The sequence below is a fragment of the Rhizobacter sp. AJA081-3 genome (assembly GCF_017795745.1).
GTDB lineage: Bacteria > Pseudomonadota > Gammaproteobacteria > Burkholderiales > Burkholderiaceae_C > Piscinibacter.
In genome coordinates, this window is sequence record NZ_CP059067.1 from 3,999,098 (window position 1) to 4,018,600 (window position 19,503).

Annotated in this window: 12 protein-coding genes; 9 read left to right on the forward strand and 3 right to left on the reverse strand. The window is 63.4% G+C overall.

The genetic code is table 11. The features are described 5' to 3' along the window. The first annotated feature begins 5 nt into the window (after positions 1 to 5). The 5 genes from HZ992_RS18940 to HZ992_RS18960 all read left to right on the forward strand — a co-directional run bounded on the left by HZ992_RS18940 (position 6) and on the right by HZ992_RS18960 (position 9,211). A complete protein-coding gene (locus HZ992_RS18940; RefSeq protein WP_209383371.1) occupies positions 6 to 1,397 on the forward strand; it encodes an ATP-binding protein in 1,392 nt (463 codons plus the stop codon). Positions 1,398 to 1,646: 249 nt separating this feature from the next. Then, a complete protein-coding gene (locus tag HZ992_RS18945) occupies positions 1,647 to 3,614 on the forward strand; it encodes a TnsD family Tn7-like transposition protein (RefSeq protein WP_209383372.1) in 1,968 nt (655 codons plus the stop codon). 648 nt (positions 3,615 to 4,262) lie between these two features. Next, a complete protein-coding gene (locus HZ992_RS18950; protein WP_209383373.1) occupies positions 4,263 to 4,655 on the forward strand; it encodes a hypothetical protein in 393 nt (130 codons plus the stop codon). Between the two features lie 207 nt (positions 4,656 to 4,862). Further along, positions 4,863 to 6,041 carry a hypothetical protein gene (locus tag HZ992_RS18955; protein WP_209383374.1) on the forward strand — a complete coding sequence of 393 codons (1,179 nt, stop codon included), beginning with the start codon at positions 4,863 to 4,865 and terminating at the stop codon, positions 6,039 to 6,041. A 2-nt stretch (positions 6,042 to 6,043) separates the two neighbouring features. After that, on the forward strand, positions 6,044 to 9,211 hold the full coding sequence (locus HZ992_RS18960) for a hypothetical protein (RefSeq protein ID WP_209383375.1): 3,168 nt from the start codon (positions 6,044 to 6,046) through the stop codon (positions 9,209 to 9,211). A 563-nt stretch (positions 9,212 to 9,774) separates the two neighbouring features. Here HZ992_RS18960 and HZ992_RS18965 read toward each other — a convergent pair. Both HZ992_RS18965 and HZ992_RS18970 read right to left on the reverse strand, forming a co-directional pair. Continuing rightward, positions 9,775 to 11,007, reverse strand: a complete 1,233-nt coding sequence (locus tag HZ992_RS18965; protein ID WP_209383376.1) for an alpha/beta fold hydrolase — start codon at positions 11,005 to 11,007, stop codon at positions 9,775 to 9,777. Positions 11,008 to 11,497: 490 nt separating this feature from the next. Next, positions 11,498 to 11,956 (reverse strand): helix-turn-helix domain-containing protein, encoded by a 459-nt coding sequence (locus HZ992_RS18970; RefSeq protein ID WP_209383377.1) that lies wholly within the window; start codon positions 11,954 to 11,956, stop codon positions 11,498 to 11,500. A gap of 147 nt (positions 11,957 to 12,103) precedes the next feature. Between HZ992_RS18970 and HZ992_RS18975 the strand changes: the two genes are divergently transcribed. Continuing rightward, positions 12,104 to 12,757 (forward strand): SOS response-associated peptidase, encoded by a 654-nt coding sequence (locus HZ992_RS18975; RefSeq protein WP_209383378.1) that lies wholly within the window; start codon positions 12,104 to 12,106, stop codon positions 12,755 to 12,757. A 21-nt stretch (positions 12,758 to 12,778) separates the two neighbouring features. Here HZ992_RS18975 and HZ992_RS26180 read toward each other — a convergent pair whose 3' ends face one another. Next, entirely contained in the window at positions 12,779 to 13,297 is a 519-nt protein-coding gene (locus HZ992_RS26180) for an Xre family toxin-antitoxin system antitoxin (RefSeq protein WP_209383379.1), read from the reverse strand. 721 nt (positions 13,298 to 14,018) lie between these two features. Between HZ992_RS26180 and HZ992_RS18985 the strand changes: the two genes are divergently transcribed. The 3 genes from HZ992_RS18985 (at position 14,019) to HZ992_RS18995 (ending at position 19,449) form a co-directional block, all read left to right on the forward strand. After that, positions 14,019 to 14,297 (forward strand): BrnA antitoxin family protein, encoded by a 279-nt coding sequence (locus HZ992_RS18985; protein WP_209383380.1) that lies wholly within the window; start codon positions 14,019 to 14,021, stop codon positions 14,295 to 14,297. Between the two features lie 13 nt (positions 14,298 to 14,310). Continuing rightward, complete coding sequence (locus HZ992_RS18990; RefSeq protein WP_209383381.1) at positions 14,311 to 18,459, forward strand: hypothetical protein; 4,149 nt, start codon at positions 14,311 to 14,313, stop codon at positions 18,457 to 18,459. A 366-nt stretch (positions 18,460 to 18,825) separates the two neighbouring features. Further along, complete coding sequence (locus HZ992_RS18995) at positions 18,826 to 19,449, forward strand: tyrosine-type recombinase/integrase (RefSeq protein WP_209383382.1); 624 nt, start codon at positions 18,826 to 18,828, stop codon at positions 19,447 to 19,449. The last annotated feature ends 54 nt before the right edge of the window (positions 19,450 to 19,503 follow it).

Consider the following 19,503-nt stretch of genomic DNA (forward strand, 5'->3'; position numbering starts at 1 on the left):
GAAACATGATCGAAATCGAGCCAGACGAGTTCACTGCGGCGAACTACCAGGCCACTGGAGTCAGCCGGTTCAAAGGCAATCCATTCATCGAAGCCTTGCCGCAACTCGAGGACCGCAAGCTGGACTTCCTTGAAGCGCTGGCGCACTACCCGGAAATGCCCACCGCCGCCACCCGCAAGTCGGGCGAGATGATTCGCCTGATGGAGATGAACCAGATCAACGATATCGTGGTTCCTTTCGCGGAGTACGAGCAGACTGCCGTTGCGATGGCGAACATGCTGCGCGATTCGTATGTCGCCCGCCATCCCGACTCGCCCAGCGACCGACGGCGACGGCATGCCCTTGCGACCCAGGGAAGGAGCCAGATGCCCTTCCCCTCCGATTGGCGTACCTCGGGTTCGGGTCACCTGCTCATCGCGATCAGCGGGATGGGAAAGACCACGCTGGCGAAGGCATTCCTGCTGCGGTATCAGCAGCTCATTGTTCACCAGAGCTACTGTGGCAAGGCACTGAGGTGCGTTCAGGTTCCGCACCTGTCGCTGCGAGTTCCCCACGACGGGACTCTGCGAGGCTTGTGCCTGCAGTTCTTCGATGTGGTCGATCGCTTGCTCGGGACGGAGTTCAGGAAGGAGGCGCTGGCACTGCGGTCCATTGCGCCGATGGCACTGCAGATGACCAAGGTTGCCAGCGCGCTTTCGCTTGGATTGCTGGTGATCGACGAGCTTCAGAACCTGCGGTACGCCATGGGAAAGAACGCCGAGTACGTGCTAAACCTGATCAGCGACCTCATCGAGCATGCCGGCACCAGCGTGCTGACCATCGCCACACCGGCAGTGCAGCCGGTCATCGAAGGAAGCATCCGCAATGGCCGAAAGATGGCCTCGGCGGGACAGACGGTCCTGCGTCCAATGACGCTTGGCGACCCCCAATGGAAGCTGTTCTGCGAGACCTACTGGGACTATACGTACACCAAGCGCAAGCCGCGGCTGTCCAAGGAAATCCTCAAGGCGTGGCATCGCGTCAGCGCGGGCAATTCAGCCTTTGCGGCCACGGCTTTCGGGCTTGCACAGCGACACGCTATCGGCACGACGGAGTGCATCGACGAGGCAGCCTTCTTTCGTGTGGCCGAGAAGGAAATGGCCTTCCTGCAGCCCGCGATCGAGGCGCTGAACAGCGGCAATCCGTCGAAGCTTCGCCAGTTCGATGACCTGGTCTTCAGCGAACGATTCCGCGCCTTGAGGTCCCAACTCGGGGTAGCGACCCCGCCAATCAACGAACCGGTTGATGACGAGTTCGACGATATCCCAGAAGAAGAAGCACCCGAGCCGGCCGCACGAAGCAGGCAGACCAGGCCAAGCGGAAATCTCAAGACGGAGGAACCCCGCGAGCTCAACTAGCCCAGGCAAGCGCGGCAATCACATCGGGCGGCTCTCGCGGCGGGCCGCCCCAGGGTCGGGCGGCACCGAGGACACCGAGGACTCCAAGGGTTGGCCAAGGGAGAAAGGCAGGAGTCTGGGTGCGATCCAGCCAGCCGGCTCCCAAAGCTCTGAAGCGCAACTTTCAGCCAGTTGCATACAGCGCTGGATGAATCGACACATGTCGATCACCCTACTTTCGGTCGTTCATGCGGCGAGTAGGGTTTGGGCATGCCCTGGCCAAACTCGCCGCCGCTGCTTTCTTCTCCTGCGCTGGAGCCCGATGAGTTGTTCTCGAGCTGGCTGGCCAGGTGCGCGGCGTCCAATGTGCTGGATTCCGAACACGCAGTGCTCAGGTCCGTCTACGGCCTGTCGGGCCGCTTCCTGCCGAGGCTGAACGAGTTCGCGCTGAAGCTGGGGGCCTTGTGCGGGTACCTCGGCCCCTGGTCGCCCGGCCTCGACTCGGACGACTGGATCTTGCGCGCCACCGTCTACCCCTACTTCCGGCCGTTCATTTCCTGCGCAACTGACGCCCGCGCACGCGCGATCATGGCCAGCGGCAGTGGATCCGGACTCAAGACTCTTCTGGGGTTAGTGGCTAATCGCTTTGGGGCATCGACGCGTCCTCGCTTGTGCCCGCTGTGTGCCAAGGAGGACCTCCAGCGTATTGGTTTCCCATATCTGCGGCGCTCCCACCATCTTGCGGCCGTCACTCGCTGCGCCATTCACGGATCACGTCTGCAGGAATTGCCGGCTTCCAGCGAGGCATCAAATCTGTTTGCCTGGCTGTGCAGGAATCCCGAGGCGGCCCCCAAGAAGCGCTCACGCAACGCCTTCGACCAGAGCCAGTCCATGGACAGCCTGAGCGCGCGCCAGGAGCACTGGTTCGCCCGCATTTCTTTGGCGCTGTTGACGGCCGGACTCGCACCACAGGATCCGTCGGCGCGTGGCCGCGCCTACGGCGCCGCGGCCAGGCTGCAAGGACACGGGATCCGCAATGGCCGCGTCGACCATCGATCCTTGGCTCAAGGGATCCGCGCCTACTACCGGGAATTCTCGTTCCTGAGTTGCAAAGAACGGCTCTTGCAGCCCTCAAGCAACCCATCTGCGTGGGTTCGGAGCTTGATCGCAAGACCTGATCGAACCGCTCATCCCATCTGCCACATCCTGGCCATCGGCTACCTGTTCGATAGCGTCGAGAGCTTTGCACAGGCCGTGCAAGATCAGTCGCGTGCTTCCTCGAGCATCCATGTCGTCGCATCGCAAGAGGCCGAGCGGCCAACCTCGCCAATCGCTTCGCCGGGTGCTTCGCGACTTACATCGACACTGCCCGCGCCGAGACAACGCGAAGTCGATGCACCCAGCCAGCATGGAGTGCTACTCGACGCTTCAGTGTCCTGCCGGGAGGCCGCACGCCTTCTCGCCGTCTCGATCGACAAGGTTGCGTGCGCCAGACTCGCAGCGGGCATCCCGGTCGCGCAACGGCCACAGAAGATCAACTCGACACTCGCAGCCAGCTTGCTCGACCGGATGGCCCAAGGCCTCTCCCTGCCCGAGATCGCCGAGTTCAACCAGGTTTCGCTGTCCTCGCTGTATCGGCTGCTGGAATCCCATCCGCAAGCTGCGGCCACGAGAGCACACGCAACGTTCGAGAGTGATCTGCACATGCATCGAGACGCATGGGAAGACGCGGTCCGACGCTCGGCAGGACGCGGGTCGAAGCTTGCTCGAGCGCTTGCACCGGCGGCGTATGCTTGGCTCTATCGACACGACCCGACCTTTGTTCGCTCGCACAGGCCGGCACCAAGGCCGTCACGCTCGCCAGTCGTCGATTGGAATCTCCGTGACTCCATGCTCGTCCGCAGACTTGCGCTTTTGGCGCAGTCGGCACCTGAGGTTTCGCTGGACCGGCGCCGAACCGCTACGTTCTGGATGAACTGCCTGGGCTCCGGAGCACCCCATCCTGCGCGCCGGGAACGCTTCCCACAGACTATGAACTTGGTTCGTGAACTGGCGGAAAGCGACTTCAACTTTCGCCTCAGGCGCGCGAGGGGCGCGGTAGCCGAATTGAGCCGCAGGGGGCAGCCTCTCGAGTATTGGCGCGTGCATCGGGCGGCCAGCCTCCGAGATCTGCCGAAGGCGGCATACCTCAAGGCGCTCTCGCAAGTCGCGAATCGCGGGCACTCGGCGCGAAGTTGAGGTCTCGATTTGCGAGGCCTGGTCGTTCCCGGTGGCTGCAACACTGGTTGGGTTCAGCCCTTTGTTCCCACCACCTCCTGGGGCATCCACGGGAAGACGGTCATGCCCGCCTCATGACCCATTTGGCGGAAGCTGGGCCTATGGCCCCATGAGCGCGAGCTCCGCCAGTCGCATCATCTCCTAGGCCAAGAGATGAGAAACTCTTTTATAATCAACAAGTTGACTCACAAACCCCGTCGACCAACGATGCTCACCGACATAGACCTGCGCCACCGCGGCGGCCGGTTCCCGGGGGTTGCTCGCGACGCATCACCGGTGCAGCCGTGCACTGCCCATCCAAGAGTGACGCCTTCTGGGGAGCCCGTAGGAACCACACGATCGAGGGAGCCCAAAGGGGCCTCGAACAGTGCAGAGTCCTGCAAGCCGAGGCATCAAGGTCTCAAGGTCGCGACTGCAATGTCGAAGCTACAGGTCAGCGAGAGTGTTGCTTGCGCGTCGCGTTTGCCCGCCGATTCGGGTGGCCCAGGTTGAAATCCAAGGGTAAACGCTTACATAATCTTCGGTTAGGAGCAAGATACTCCGGCGCCAACACCGTTGACAAACGGTGAAGAGGGTAGCCGAGGGCTGCTCCGTGAGGAGAGAACGAATATGGAACGGTCTGAATTCGCGGGCTCCTCTGCCGTGTCGGCGGATGATCTGCGAGCCCTGGTGCGGGAGATCACCGAGTCGGTGTCGGCAGGTGTGCATGCATCGATGGCTCAGCAGTTCGCGGAGTTCGGCGGACGCATGGAGAGCCTAGAGGCCAGCGTCGAGGCGCTGCGGTCGGACTACGGCCGCAAGTTGGAGACGCTAGCCGATGCGGTGGCGCGCGCCGAACGTCGCCTCAGCGATATCGATTCGATGATGGCGCGCTACGACAAGCGGCTGTCCTCCATCGAAACCTTCCCCCGCCTGCCAATCAATCAGCCGTCACGGCTGTACGCCACGCAGGTGCAGTCGGTCAGCCACCCGAAGCGGGTTCGCGTCGGCTACGCGGGCTGAATAAGCGGAAGGACGCACTGGCGGACACCCACGACTGGCATCGCCTGCTGCACAGGGCCGCACTCGAAGTGAGTGCGGCCTTTTCGTTTCTAGCCGCAGACGACGATGGGGCTCTCTTTGCTCGCACCAGGTGACGAGCCTCGGTCACTAGTCGTGTAACAGGCGGTGTATGCTGCGCCCAAACATGGGAGCAGGTGAGGCAGGCGGATGCTTATCGCCAAACTGAAGGCAGAGGAGAACTTTGGTCTGCCGCGAAGTGCGGAACTGGTTGACCTTCCGCCGAACACGCCAGCCTCCACCATCCGGCTGACCATCCACTTCGCCGGACTGGGCGAAGTCTTCGGCGCCTGGCTTTCCAGCGAGCGCACTCGCAACGCCCGCGCAAGCACCGGTCGGATCCAGACCAGCCCGGTCTCCAGATCGAAACGGAGCACCCTTCGCATCCTCGCGCCATGGTTGGCGGCACTGCTGCCCGTGCTGGCGATAGCCGCCGATGTCTTCGCGCGCGAGGTTATGGGTACGCCGCACCTGCTCGAGAGTGCAGCGACATTGCTCCTGCAGGCCCTGAAGGCACATTCGCAGGGCTTGGTGTGGTTGTGCCTTTGCGGACTGGCCTGGCTGCTGTCATTCCGGCTGCTACGGCGCACTGCGCTATGCACGATCCACATCGTGCTGTTGCGACCGCACGAACCCCTGCCCCCAATCCCGCCCTCGCTACTGCGCAGACGCAACACGCACGTGTTTGCCGTCAGAGCACTTGGGCATGACGCGCGCCAGAAGTTCTTCGGTTTCCTGGAACGCCGCGCAGGGACGCCGAAGACATACGAGTCCACGTCCTGGGAACTGTGCGAACCGGTTCGGGGCAAGCGGATGCAGCAGGTGCCATGGCGCGACTACTGGTCACTCGTGCGCTGCTGCCTGACCTACATGCTGCCGCAGAACACCGCCGAGCCGGAGTTCGGCGTCGCATCGAGCTTCACCGCGAAACAGCACCGCTCGCTGCTTCGCTTCTACCTCTTCCTCATCCTGCTGTCCGTGTTGCCCTCGATCGCGCAGCACCTTGGTCTGCTCAGCGAGGTGCCCAAGGAGCTCAAGCAGTATCTGGCCGCGGCCGCGATTGGCTGGGTCACGGTGGGAATCATGCTGCACCGTCTGGTCTCGCTGCACCTGCGCCGCTGGGAGAAGCACACCCGGACCTTTCCGTTTCGCGGCAGCCCCATCCTCAAGAGGATCGAGGATGCCGACCCCCACCAGTGGGTGGAAGTGCCCACGGACACGTATGAGTTGCCGATGCGCACCTTCGGCATGAGCTACGCGCAGCTCCAGCAAATCGTCCTGGCAGTGCTGCTCGTGATCTTCCTGACCCTCCTTCAGCTGATCGGTTGACCATGAATGTCATGAGAGGAGCATCCGCCACACATCTGGAGGCACTCCTGTGGGTGCTGTTCTCGGACGCGAATTCGCGCTTCAACACCCTGATCGAGGAGTGCGCACATCTGCAGGAGACCATTCAAGGCCTCATCGGCAAGTCCACGCTGGTCAACGAAGTCATCGCACTGACACGCTCGGACGATCTGCCGCAAGGCTTCGAGCGTCCGGTAGCGTGCGACCCCAAGTCCGACCCCCGCTACTATGACATCCCCGTGCGCGATCGCGCCTTCCTGAGCCTTTGGAACGCGCTGGGAGCGCAGATCATCGGGTTGCATCACAACCAGACCACGCACCGCAGCTCCTACGAGCTCCTGGTGTGCGGCGAGGTGGGTTCGGACATCGGAAGCTCGCAGCGCCTGTACTGGTATCTGAGCCAGCGCGCGTATTTCCTGCAACCCGTGTTCGAGCACTACACGCGGATGCTCGAGCACGCGCACGAGAAGCTCATCCAGATGCTGGAGAACCAGGCCGGCACGCTCCCGCAACCGATCCTGCTGAGGCGATGGAACTCCGCAGCCTACGGCGAGTTTCTCTCCGAGTACAGCCGCCACGTCAACTGGGAGTCCGGCGAGCTGGTCCGGCGACTGTGGCCGCGCTCGAATGGACCGCATAGGTCAGGCTCGCAACGCGACACAGCGCGATCTGTCCCGCCGGAGTCAATCTTCCCGGATGCCATTACGCACACCTGGTCTCATCAGCCCACCAGCTACGCCAGCAGTTTCGACGTGCACATGGCCAGGGCAGGCGTCACCCGGTCCAAGCGATTCGGGATCATCCGCAGCGCCTATTTCTACCTCGAGCAGCCACTGCTTTTCCCGCTCCTCTATCACGAATGCGCACACCTGAACTTCCCGTCCAATGACAGCTTCATGGACGTGCCCGACTCCTTCTTCGGGAGCCGGCTGATAGCTGTGATGTCCTTGCGGCACGCGCAGTTCACGGTGACCGACCCGGGGATGACGTACGAGAACTTCTGGGATCACTTCACCGAGGAGGTGTGGTCGGACGCGATCTCCGTGGCGCTGGGTGGCCGCGCCTACCTTCTCGCGCTGGCGTTGCAGTTGGTCGGGCAGTCCGGCGAGCAGGAGTTCAGCCACTATCGGATCGAGGAAGACACGATCTATCCCCTTGATCAGCTCGGAAAGGTGCCCTACCGCAAGTACGAAGCCAAGTACCCCGAGCTTTCCATGTCCACCTTCTGGGAGGCACGGCTGGCCATCGCCTGCGCAGTGCTCAAGTCGCTCAAGGGCGACAACGCTCAGAAGGAGGACCTGCAGCTCATCGCTGCGTTGGAAGAACTTCAGACGGCGTGGATCGACAGCGGCCATCACGCGTTCGATGCCTACGGCACCTCCGAGGGGCATGAACAGCTGTGGGACCACAGGATCGAATTGAACGAGTGGGTGCAATCGACGATCTGGGCCCACCTGAACGAGCACATCCAAGTTCTGGCGGAATGTTCGAGGATCAACTCGACCTACGTCCTGAACTCACCCAACACGGCGGAATGGATCAACCGCAGCGTGGCTGAGCAACGGCAGACCACCGTCGGAGCCGTTCCATCGGACGAGTTCAAGATGCCCGCCACGTTCCGCCTGGAAGAGGTGGCGCTGGACGTCCGCATGCGAATCGCACGCGACATCGCCGTGCAACTGTCTGGGCAGGCCGAGCAGTCCGGGCGATGGACTGACAGCTTCGCCAACTGGACGCGCGGAGACGGGGCCCTAGCATTTCGCATCGCGCTCGAGTTCAGCACACTGCGCCGCTCTCTGATGGAGGCGCTGGCCGACATCTGCGATCGGCGCCCGGGCGAGGACGCTGGAACGTTCCAGCCGTTCGACGACACGCCCATCTCGCAGCGCTTGCGAGCGCTGGCCGGACGGCTGCCCACCGACAATCGCTACTGTTCCGACTTGCTGAGGAAGAAGGAACTCACGAACTGGACCCGGCCGAGTTCGGTGAACATCAAGCTCGAGACAGAAATACTTGCCGAGCTCAATTCCATCGCAGACCAGATCATGGCTAGCAATCGGAACGGACCGATTGCAACGGCAGCACAGGCAGGCACGCTGACCTTCGGCGTGGTGCGCCCAGGGGAGTACGCGGCAATAACTGATGGGACATCTCCGTATCTGAAGGTCGGAGAGCGACTCAAGAATCAGGTCGTTGAGTCGGCGAAGTGGCACAGCACCCTGTGCAAGTCCGGCATCGACGCCGATCCAGACCCCACCGCTGTGTCCACGTCGCTGCTGTCGCTGGTCGGTGAGTACCAGTACCTGACCTACGTGAAAGGGTCGACGCCCGTCGAGCGCGATGCGCACGTCCATGCGGAGGTCTCCAGGCTGCTGGTCAAACCCAGGCTCGTGTTGAGCGTCGGCGGCAAGCCGCTGGACGAGGCGATAGAGCAGTTCGCGGCTACGCACTACGCCCGCGTATCGTTGATTAGGTACCGATACCGATGGCAGTGGAGCGAACTCAGGGCGCTGCTGGACGAAGACTTGCGTCTGGCCAAGCCGTGGCTGAGCGGCTATTCGCTGCTGCTGTCCAGCGCCTGGGAAGACGCGATTCTGATCACCTGGCATCGGCACTCGGATGATTTGTGGGAATCGAGCAACCGCGCGCTGAACGTGACCTACGGATCGGCCGACGTGCAGTCCAACTTTCACGTCCCAGACCAGGTCACGGCCTCGGCGCTGGCGCAACAGCAGATCGGCAATGCGCTTGAGCCGGCCGCCACGCCTTCCAACGACTGGTATCAGACTTTCGCGACCTGGGCGGAACAGTCTGGCCTGGTGCGAAGGATCTACGGCCGCTCCGGCAGGTACGACTACACCGTGGTTTGGGCTCAACCGTCTCAGGGCGACAGTGTCCCGGCAGGGTCAGCACTTTCGGCCGGTGTAACTGCGGCGGAATCGTCGTCGCTCGATGCCTGCAGCATCGGCCTGGCTTCACTGCCTCACTCCGCGTGGCGGGGGCTGGCGAGCTTCATTACCTCCTTCGAGAAGCGGACCTTCGCCCTGGACCCGAGGGGGCAACCGCATCACGACAGCGAGCATGGCGGCCAACCGGCCCGCTACAAGGCCGTGACGCACTTCGCCCTGCGCGACCGCGAACTGCCGCCTTGAGCGGGCCGTCGTAGCCGGCCTCGATTGGCGAGCCGAGCAGGCCGGCAGCCTGGGCAGGCTCACGCGATCTGCATCGCCAAGCGCGAAGTTCGGATTGGCGCCCTTATTCGCGCAGTTCGTCACGCTAACCTCTCGTCGTGCCCCGCTGGCGCAATCCGTTGCGCACTGGCGCTCCGAAGCCAGCGTCGCCAGACGCAAGTCTTGCCTAGCTACACCCGCCGCCCGTTGATGTGAGGACTTCAGCGGGCAGAAGTGGGACGGTGGCCGGCAGCACCTACTGAGTTTGCGATGCTGAGCGGTAACCAGAACTCAAGTTCGGCGAACTGCAAGTGAGCCTTCATCTGATACGAGCAACTCGGGGACCGCGACCGATGCAGCGCCGAACACGGCGATCAAAGAGACGGCTTGAGATTGGCAGCAGGCTTTCAACAGGAACGGCCCGAATGGCAGCTGCCGCTCAAAACGGTCGATCCATCGAGGCACCTCCCCACTGTCAGCGCCTAGGGCGCATCTACTGCGGAGGCGCTTAGCCTCCCTCACTAGTAAGTTCACAGCTGCGGAACTCAAGCTCTGCTACGCACCAGGTCGAGCAGACGGCCCACGATGCGCTCGCCATCGGCGCGCAGCCCGTTGTGGGCGTACTCGTTGGTGATCCAAGCGCGCAGCCCACGAACCCGACGCGCGGTGTCCTCGGCGAATGACCGCTCCACATATGCGTCGTCGACGTACACCGTCGCGGCCACCGGCACCTCGTTGAGCGCCAGGCGATCGTCGTCGTACAGGCGCGGCCAGGGGTGGTGTGCGAGCAGTTGCGCTGCTTCGCGATGCGCGTGCAGTCCTGCGTAGTCATCCCACATCCAGGGAAAGACATGCTCGGCGCCGAGTAGCTCGCCGCTCACTGCGTCGTCAGGGGCCGTGCGCTGCGCCGACCAGCGCGTGGCGCCGCCATCGGCATACGAGGACTCGTGCAGCGTCGCGTAGATCGGATTGCGCTCCCAGGCCGAAGCCTCCTGCGCGTCCCAGAGAAACGCGGCCGATGCGAAGGGCAGCTCGAGCAAGTGATGCAGCCGTTCGAATCCGGCGCTGTCACCCAGCCACATTCCGACCTGACGGAAGCGACGCGCCGTGAGACGGTCCCCGCTGGGCAGGCGAACGTCCTCGTCGTCGAGCCGGCGCAGGATCGTGCGCAGACGCGCCAAGTCGCCTGGATAGCGTGCGTGGTAGCGCTGGTTGGCTTCGCGTACGCGCACCCACGTGGCCGCGTAGACCTCGTCGACGGGCCGGTTCGTCACCGGCGCCAGGCCCCCAGTGATCAGCACCTCTCGAAGGCTTTCGGGCGCCACCGACAGGTAAGTCAGCGACGTGAAGCCACCAAAGCTCTGGCCCAGCAGGCTCCAGCGCTTGACGTCCAGTTCCGCGCGGATCCATTCGAGGTCGCGCACGATGGAGTCCGCGCGAAAGTGAGTGAGGTATTCAGCCTGCTCCGTCGGCGTTGCACCAGGCAGGACAGGTCCGACCGGCGTGGAGCGGCCCGTGCCTCGTTGGTCCAGCAGCAGCACACGAAAATCGGCGAGCGCTCGTGCCAGCCACCCGGACGGCGGGCTCGTGGGCCGCGTGGCCTCGAAGCCTGGTCCACCCTGCAGGAACACGAGGTAAGGGCGGTCGCGGCCGTCGGGCGCTGCCACCTCACGGGTGAATACAGTGATGCTCCCGCGCTGCGGTTCGCCATGGACCAGCGGAACCAGGTGCTCGCGCTCGGTCAAAACCGCACCGGGAATGATGTAGGTCGTGCTCATATCGACACGATACCCGCGGCGCGCCGACACCGAAGCATTGCTTGGCGCGTTGTTCGCGGATCTCGTTTCCGGCCTGGCTGATACGAAGCTTTGGCGAACCGGCTTGACCGCGGACGTCACGGATGGAACCCGGAGAGCGCTCTCAGTTAGCAATGCACTATCGACTGCTGTCTGCGCCTGACCATCTCCTGCGCACAGAAAGAAGCTCCAGCAGAAAGAAAAACGCCGACCGAAAGCCGGCCGGCGCTCCTCAAGCAGTTGCCATGAATTGAGGAGAGAACGTCCTCGAGCGCAATGCCACTGGTCGATGCCACGGTCGTGCGCCTTCAAACGCCGCGGATGGTACTCGCTGCGTTCTGTGAGTGGGTTGCTTTAGTGAGCGTTGATGCTGTCCGCCGCAAGGACATTCATGCGAAATCTCACGGCGCTGGGCACAGTGAATGCGAGCGCAGCGCTCGCGCGGATATCGACGCAATCGATCAACCGGAGCTCAGCGTGCGCTCTTGAGTTCCGCAAGTCGCGCTGCCGCTTCCTTCTTGCCGATGCCACGAAGTTCGACGATTGCGGACAGGCTCGTGGTCCGAGGCTGGGCCTTGCCAGCTTCCCAGTGATAGATCGACTGCCCTGACGCACCTACTAGCAGTCCGAAATCTGCAGCTGAGAGCCCAAGCCTGCGACGGTTTGTGGCCAGGCCCTTTGCGCTGAATCGAACGCGGCCTCCGGACTCTTCAGCGTTGCCCTTCTCGGCGGTCTTCGCCTTCGCGCTGGGGGTTCGCCCGCGCGACACTGTCTTCAGCAACTTCTCAAGATCGCGAACTTGGCGCTTGAGCGCCACGAGTTCTGTCCGATGGGCAGCAAGCGTCTTCTTCAATCCGTCGGTCGCTGTACGCAATTCCTTGCGTGCGAGGCGCGCAATCTCGGACTTCAATACGGAGGCAATGTTGGGCATGTCTGGCATTCTGCACTTGTCGCTCGAACCAAGCTCGATCACGGCTATTGGACGGTATGCAGACCGCCAAGATCGAATATGGCAATAGGCGTCTGCCGATTGAGCACACCGACAGGCAAGTCATCTCAACGAAGATACAGTGCGCGCATGTGCACCCGCTACGTCTCCCCTGAGGCTGCCGCCATCGAACGTGCCTGGCACATCGGACGCCACACGCCCTGGCGTGGAGCGGAAGTGTTCCCCCAAAAGCAAGGGGCCTTCATTCGGGCTGCGAGAGATTCTTCGGAGGCCGATCGGGAACTGGTGGTGGGCCAGTTTGGCCTTGTGCCGTGGTTTGCCAAGACGCCAAAGCTGACGTATTCCACGTGCAATGCACGAAGCGAAGAGCTTGCGCAGAAGGCTACGTTCAAGGATCCGTGGAAGTACGGCAAGCGGTGCATCGTGCCGGCCGAGTCCTTCTTCGAGCCATGCTGGGAGACCGGGAAGAACGTGTGGTGGCGCTTTCGGCGCGCGGACGGAGAACTCTGGGGTCTCGCCGGCCTATGGAACACCTGGACTGACAAGGAAACTGGAGAAGTGGTCGAGAGCTACACGATGCTCACACTCAACGCCGACCATCACCCGCTGTTCAATCGAATGCACCGCCCCGACCCGAAGCGCCCGCCCAACATGCAAGACAAGCGATCAGTCGTTCCCGTCCAGTTCGAAGATGTGGACCAGTGGCTTCATGGGACCCAGGAAGAAGCGAAGGCCTTGATCCGGTTGATGCCCGCAGAGGGTTTTGACGCCGGACGAGCCTAGTCGATGGCTGGGAGGGCCTTGCTACGTGTAGACGCCGTACTCGAGCCGCATGAGGAACTCCTCTACGACCTCCGTGCCCGGAACGGTCCGAAGCATGTCGATAGGGCGCTGCACGTCGAGACCCAAAGCGGGACGGATCATCCAACGCTGTGCCTCTTCCGCACCGCCGAGGATGTGCTCCGCCAAGGCCAGCACTTCCGCAAACCTCCACGTCGCACTCGCCAACTGGGTCGGCATGTTTCGCTGAGGGGTGTTCTCTTGGCGCTGGAGCGTACGTGCGCTGATCCCCAAAACGGCTCCAACATCGGAAGCTCTCAGCGCCGGAAACGTGCGCATCAAGTGCAGCAAAGAATCAAAGGGGACGCCCTTTAGGATGGCGTTGTGGACTTCTTGAGGACTGCAGGGCTGGGGGCCGAATCGCTTTGCGCCGCCCAGAATCAGCCAGGCAGCACGGTACGTGTCCGCCTTGAGGTCGGCCGGTTCGCGGACGGCGGCTGGCGGCAATCGCTTGGCGCCAACGGTGGAACCTGAGTGCAGCAATCTCGGTCAGCGGTAGTTCGTATGCGCACAAGCGTCGTCCAGATCTGGACACCTTGTCAAGCCAGCATTGGGTGCCAGCGGACCCTGAGAGTGGGATCCGACCAATAGCCAAGTGCGAGAACTTCGGCAGATGGCAGCCATTGAGACAGACATCTGCCGGCCATTTAACTTGGCATTCCTCTGTTTGGACCTCCAGCCGCTGCGCTTCGGAACTGACCAGCAATTTGACTCTGGCCGATGACGCTGCCCTCAGGCTGCAGGCTATCCGCGAGTGACAGCTTCCACTGGATACGAACGGAGACTGTCGACCCCAAGCAGCCGCTCGACGCTCTGATCGGTTTGCCCAATTCCTGTCGCTGCAGTCGTTCCGCCGACATCGGCCGGATCCGGATGAGTGTCGAGTCCACGCCGCGTGATGAAGGTGTGATTTGCACGGCTTCCGGCAGTTGAGCCTTTCCTGGCGGAATGCGACCGCTCCTCCTGCTCGTTGAAGCGAGAGAGACGCCGACGTTCGACCTACGGCGTAGGCATTCTGGAGTGCCAACGATGTGGTCGAACTCAACATGTGCTGGTCGCACTGCAAAGGGCAAGCGTGGCACTGGGCTGCTGGTCTGGTTCGAGCGGACCGGGTCGGTCGCGATAATGCTGGTGGTGAAATACACCAGAGGCAGTAGCGAGAACCTGCCGCCGGCGTCCTTGAAGCGGCAGAAGGAGCACTTCGATGGCTGAAGCGATCAAGTTTCTGGTTTGCGGCTTGGAACGAGGGCTCGTCAAAGGCAAGGCAAGGCAGGCGGGTAAGCCGCAATCGCCCGAGAGTGTCGAGCCTACGCGCGCCGGTCGGCCCCTTGGCTTGAGGACTAAGCACAGCAAGCAACAGGTGAAACTGCGGCTCGAACCGGGTGTGCCTGAGGCTTCGCGCGCTTGCGGCGACCGCTGGCAGACGCGCAGAAAACACATACTGCAGGCGGCGTTGCGGTTGGCGGGGCAGTTGCCTGGCTGACATGGTCGATCCAGTGCCCGACGCCGTCGCTATTCTGCTCGACGCCTATGCGCAGGCCCAGCCTCGCCGGGCGTCTGGCGGCATCCATGCCATGGCCGGATTTGCCTATCAGGCGGAGGTAGCAATCTACCGGGCCGTCACCTGTCTTGTCGCATCGAATGATTTTGGCGAAGCCGGGCGGGTTTTTGTCGAAGCCTTGTCGGATGTGGCCATTCGCAATGACAACGGGTCGTTGGTCCTGCTCCAGGTCAAGCGCACGCTGACGGCCGCGGCACTCGACAGTGCGGCAGAAGAAATGGCTGCCATCGAAGCGGTAGACGCCACACTGGCCCAGCCGGTGAGACCGTCCTACGGCGTGGTGTGCCAGCACCGAAGTATCGAGCTCGACTGGGCGCGATTGCCCGGCTCATCACTGCACGTCGGACTGGTGAATCGCTTGCGGCTCGAAGGCCGTCTTCAGTTGCCCCAGCAACTTCCCAACCCCCGTTGGCAGGCGCTTGCCGCGTTGTGGGACTGCCATTCAGACCCATTTGGATTCCTCCATTTTGCCTTGGACCGCATCGTGCATCGGCGGGTCGATGTGGGCGATGCCGCGGCCTGCTGGGAGGTACTGGCCGAGCGTTACCAGCAAGGCCGCGTGCAGGCAGCCGACTGCGGGCACCACCTCGATGTCGCCGATGTGCTCATAGCAGAACAGGCTGCACAGCACCTGGAAGTGGGCAAGCGCGTCACCTGGGACCGCTGGCGTCGCGGCCAGTACATGCCCCGGCCCGTGTTGGCCGACGATGCCGCTCGCCGCGCCCTGGCGCTGCGCGAACAGGCCGTGCAGTCGTCCGCGGCCGAACTGAGCGTGTACTGGCTGGCCGGCCGCTCCGGGGCAGGTAAGAGCGTGGTGTTGCTCAACTGCGCGAGCGCCCTGGTGCAGGCGGGGCACAGCGTGCTTTGGCTCAAGCCGGAGGAGTTAGAGCCCGCACTGGCGCGGATTGCCCGCGGCGAAGGCTGGGCCACGCCCGACTTTCTGGCCGTAGACGACATCTTCGACCCGGATGCGCGGGACAGGATCGACCTCGGCCGCATCAGCATTCTGGTCGACGAACAGGGTGCACGCGATTGGCCGGTACTGCTGACCTGCGGGCCCAGCGAATTTTCAGACGACTTTGCGGAGCAGAGTCGCTTCCAAGGCTTCTCAGTTCATGCGCATGAGGTGCCGTTGCTAGACCGCGCGGAAACCGAGAGATTCGTGGTATGGGCAGCGCCGCACCTAGGCACCAGCGATCCGACTGTGGCGGCCGATCGCTGGGCCGGCCTGGCCTTGTCGCAGGGTGCCCAGGGGCAGGGCTTGATCGTCTCGGTGGCTACCGAGCTCGCCAGCGGCGACATGCGACACTTTGGGCAGCGTTTTGCAGACCGCTTGCGCCACCATGGCGACCCTTTCGCGCTGCGCATACGGCTGTGCCTGGCCGTCAACCGCCTGTACCTGCGTGCGCCGGCCGCTTGGCTAAGCAGCGAAGACCGGGCGCACCTAGAGGACATCAACCGCGACGGCGACTTTGCGTTGGAAGCGGCCGAGGCCGGGCAGGACTGGTTACGTCTGACGCACCCGCATTTGAGCGATGCGATCTACCCGCATTTGCTGCAACCGGCACGACCGCGCCTGTTTGCCGACGACCTGGGCGATGCCTTCCAGCGAGCCCTTGCGGGTGGGCACGATGCACTGGCCCAGCGTCTGTTGTTGACCTTCTCCGCCAACGGGGGGCACGCCCGCGCGCAGCGCATGCAAGCGGTCGAGGAGCCACGGCTGGCCGAGCGCTGTGTCCAGGCCTGGCGTGCACACCCTGCTGGCGGCGATATCCGGCTGCAGGCCGGCATGCGCGTCAGCCTCGCCTGCTGGCCGGCAGCCCTCCCTTGGTTGGACAGGCCGATCGACAAACTGATCGCCGACGCCTTGCGTGGCATCGACCAGGCGGAGGCCCAGTTCGCTGGTCTGGGCTGGTGGCCGACTTGGTGGAACCGCCTCTGGTCCTGTCACACTGACCACACGGCACTGGTCGATTGGGCGGAGTCCCGGTTGGCCGGCAGCGCGGGTGCGCCCGAGGCGGCCTGGTCCCACGTCTGGGAAGCGGTATGGCGCGGCACGCGGGGCGAACGTCGCGAGTCCATGGCGATTGCCGCCCGCCAGTGGCTCAGTTCCCAAGGTCATAGAGCCGACTGGCACTTCGTCTGGAAGGCGCTGCGCGGCGCCTCCGATGCTGATCGGCCGTTGCTAGTGAATCTGCTGGCCACTGCGCTGCCGCACAAGGACGGCGGTCACTGGCCCCACATCTGGCAGGAGGCGCTACTTGGCCCCCCGGAAGGGCAGGATCTGGCCGGCCTGATCGCGCAGGGCTGCGACTGGCTGGGCGGGCGGGAAGACAAGGACCAGTGGGCGTACGTCTGGGAAGCGCTGCTGGCGCGGACGCAGACCTTGCCCGAGGGCTGGACGGAACTGAGCCTTGTCAAGCTGGGCTGCGACTGGCTGGGCGGGCGGGAAGACAAGGACCAGTGGGGGTACGTCTGGCAAGCGCTGCTGGCGCGGACGCAGACCTTGCCCGAGGGCTGGACGGAACTGAGCCTTGTCGAGCTGGGCTGCGACTGGCTGGACGGGCGGGAAGACAAGGACCAGTGGGGGTACGTCTGGCAAGCGCTGCTGACGCGGACGCAGACCTTGCCCGAGGGCTGGACGGAACTGAGCCTTGTCAAGCTGGGCTGCGACTGGCTGGGCGGGCGGGAAGACAAGGACCAGTGGGGGTACGTCTGGGAAGCGCTGCTGGCGCGGACGCAGACCTTGCCCGAGGGCTGGACGGAACTGAGCCTTGTCAAGCAGGGCTGCGACTGGCTGGGCGGGCGGGAAGACAAGGACCAGTGGGCGTACGTCTGGGAAGCGCTGCTGGCGCGGACGCAGACCTTGCCCGAGGGCTGGACGGAACTGAGCCTTGTCAAGCTGGGCTGCGACTGGCTGGGCGGGCGGGAAGACAAGAACCAGTGGGCGTACGTCTGGGAGGCGCTGCTGGCGCGGACGCAGACCTTGCCCGAGGGCTGGACGGAACTGAGCCTTGTCAAGCAGGGCTGCGACTGGCTGGGCGGGCGGGAAGACAAGAACCAGTGGGCGTACGTCTGGGAAGCGCTGCTGGCGCGGGCGCATACCTTGCCCGAGGGCTGGGGCGAGCAGAGACTGCTCAGTGTTGGGCTCATGAATGCCGAGGGTGCCGCGAATGCAGACTTAGTTTTGCCTATCCTCAAGGCCGTCCTGCTCAGTCGTGGGCAACTTGAAGTTGCCGAGCAACGACGTGCAGATACGCTTGTCGTCCGCTGGCTACCTCAGCTTGCTGAGCTCGCGCCAGGACCTGCCAGCCATGCGCTTGAGGCGATGCTCGACGCTCGCATGACGGCCCTACCTGGCGTCCATGATGCTGTGCGAGCATGGTGTACCGGCCATCGGAGCCATAGATCTTGGCCATTGTTGCTGGTTAAGGCGCTGACCGCTTGGCCGGAGGATCAGGCGCTTCTTGACTTGGCCGCTGAGTTGGCACTGATCGTTGAAGCACATCCAAACGCAGGCTGGCTCCACAAGGCAGAACGTATCCTGGATCCAGTCGAGGTTGGGGACTCGCCACCGGCGCTGAGGCAATTGCTTCTGTGCATTCGCGGCCGCAAAGAAAGTCCGGCCTGGCAGGAGGTCAACCGCTGGATCGACAGCGGGCAAGAGGTGACCGCTACCGTTGTGGCTGTTGGGCGCCAAGTCGTGGTGGAGCTTGCAGGAGGCATGTTTGCGGTGCTGGCCCGACCGGGCAGCAGCCTGCGCGTCCGAGATCCAGTACGCGTGGTTGTGGCGAGCGCCAATCGAGTCATCGATCGTGTCTATGTGCGTCGGGCAGTGACTCGAGCAGAACTGCCTTGCATAGGCGAAGTGATCGAGTGCACGATCAACGGCTTCGCGCAGTACGGCGTTTTCGTGCGTGTTAACTCGGTGTCTGGTTTGATCTTGGCCCGTGAACTTCCTGCCGATCCGCAGGCGTGGGAGCAACTGCTCCCGATCAGATCGCGGTGGATGTTGCGCATCACCAATCACACGGCAAGGGGATTCAATGGGGCGATCGTCGATCCGCCATGGGCGCTTAGTTGAAGATTAGCCGCTGCGCGGCAACTGACCCCCGACTCGAACACGGCGCAGGTGATCTGGCCCAGCTGACAGTAGCGCACCGCGTCCATCAACACTGCCAACACGCTGCCGTTGTCGATCACGGCTTGCTGATGGTGCTGCAGTTGCCGAGGGAGCCCGGCCCATGGCGGACCGGCCAGTCCTCCTCCAGCATGCCGAGAAGCTGTCAGTCACCAACGACTGTTCATGGCCGACAGCGTGAGTAGGCGACCGTGCCGGAAAGCTGACCTCGGGCGCGCGGCCCGGCATGCCGCGACGTCGATCCGCGGCAAGGAGTAAGACCTCGCGAAGGAGCATCGTTGTCGACCCTCAACTTGATGGGAGTCCATCATGGGATCCAACGTCAACGCTGTTCATCGCGAGCCGTGGAACAAGGGCAAGATCGTCGGTCAGAAAGCGCCGTTCAAGCTCAAGGACATCTGGGCTCTTCGTGTTCGTCTCCAGATGGAAAGCCGGGTGCGCGAGCTTGCCCTCTTCAACCTCGGGATCGACAGCAAGCTGCGCGGCTGCGACCTCGTCAGCCTCAAGGTCCGGGATATCTGCCACGGTGACCAGGTGGCGACACGCGCCGTGGTGATGCAGCACAAGACTCAGCGACCGGTGCAGTTCGAAATCACGCCGGCAACCCGCGATGCTGTTCAGAAGTGGATCAAGCAGGCCGGGCTGAAGGCCGAAGACTTCGTGTTCCCGAGCCGCATCCACGACTCACCACATCTGGGAACGAGGCAGTACGCTCGAATCCTTGGTGGCTGGGTTGAGGAGCTCGGCCTCGATCCCGCCGAGTACGGCACGCACTCGATGCGCCGCACCAAGGCCACATTGATCTACCGGCGAACCAAGAACTTGCGGGCCGTGCAACTGCTGCTCGGCCACTCCAAGCTCGAGTCGACGGTGCGGTACCTCGGCATCGAGGTCGACGACGCGCTGGAGATCTCTGAGCAGACCGAGATCTGATCGGAGAGTGCCGCGGGCCGGCCGGGCGGCTTTTCCAGCCGAACGGCCAGCCCG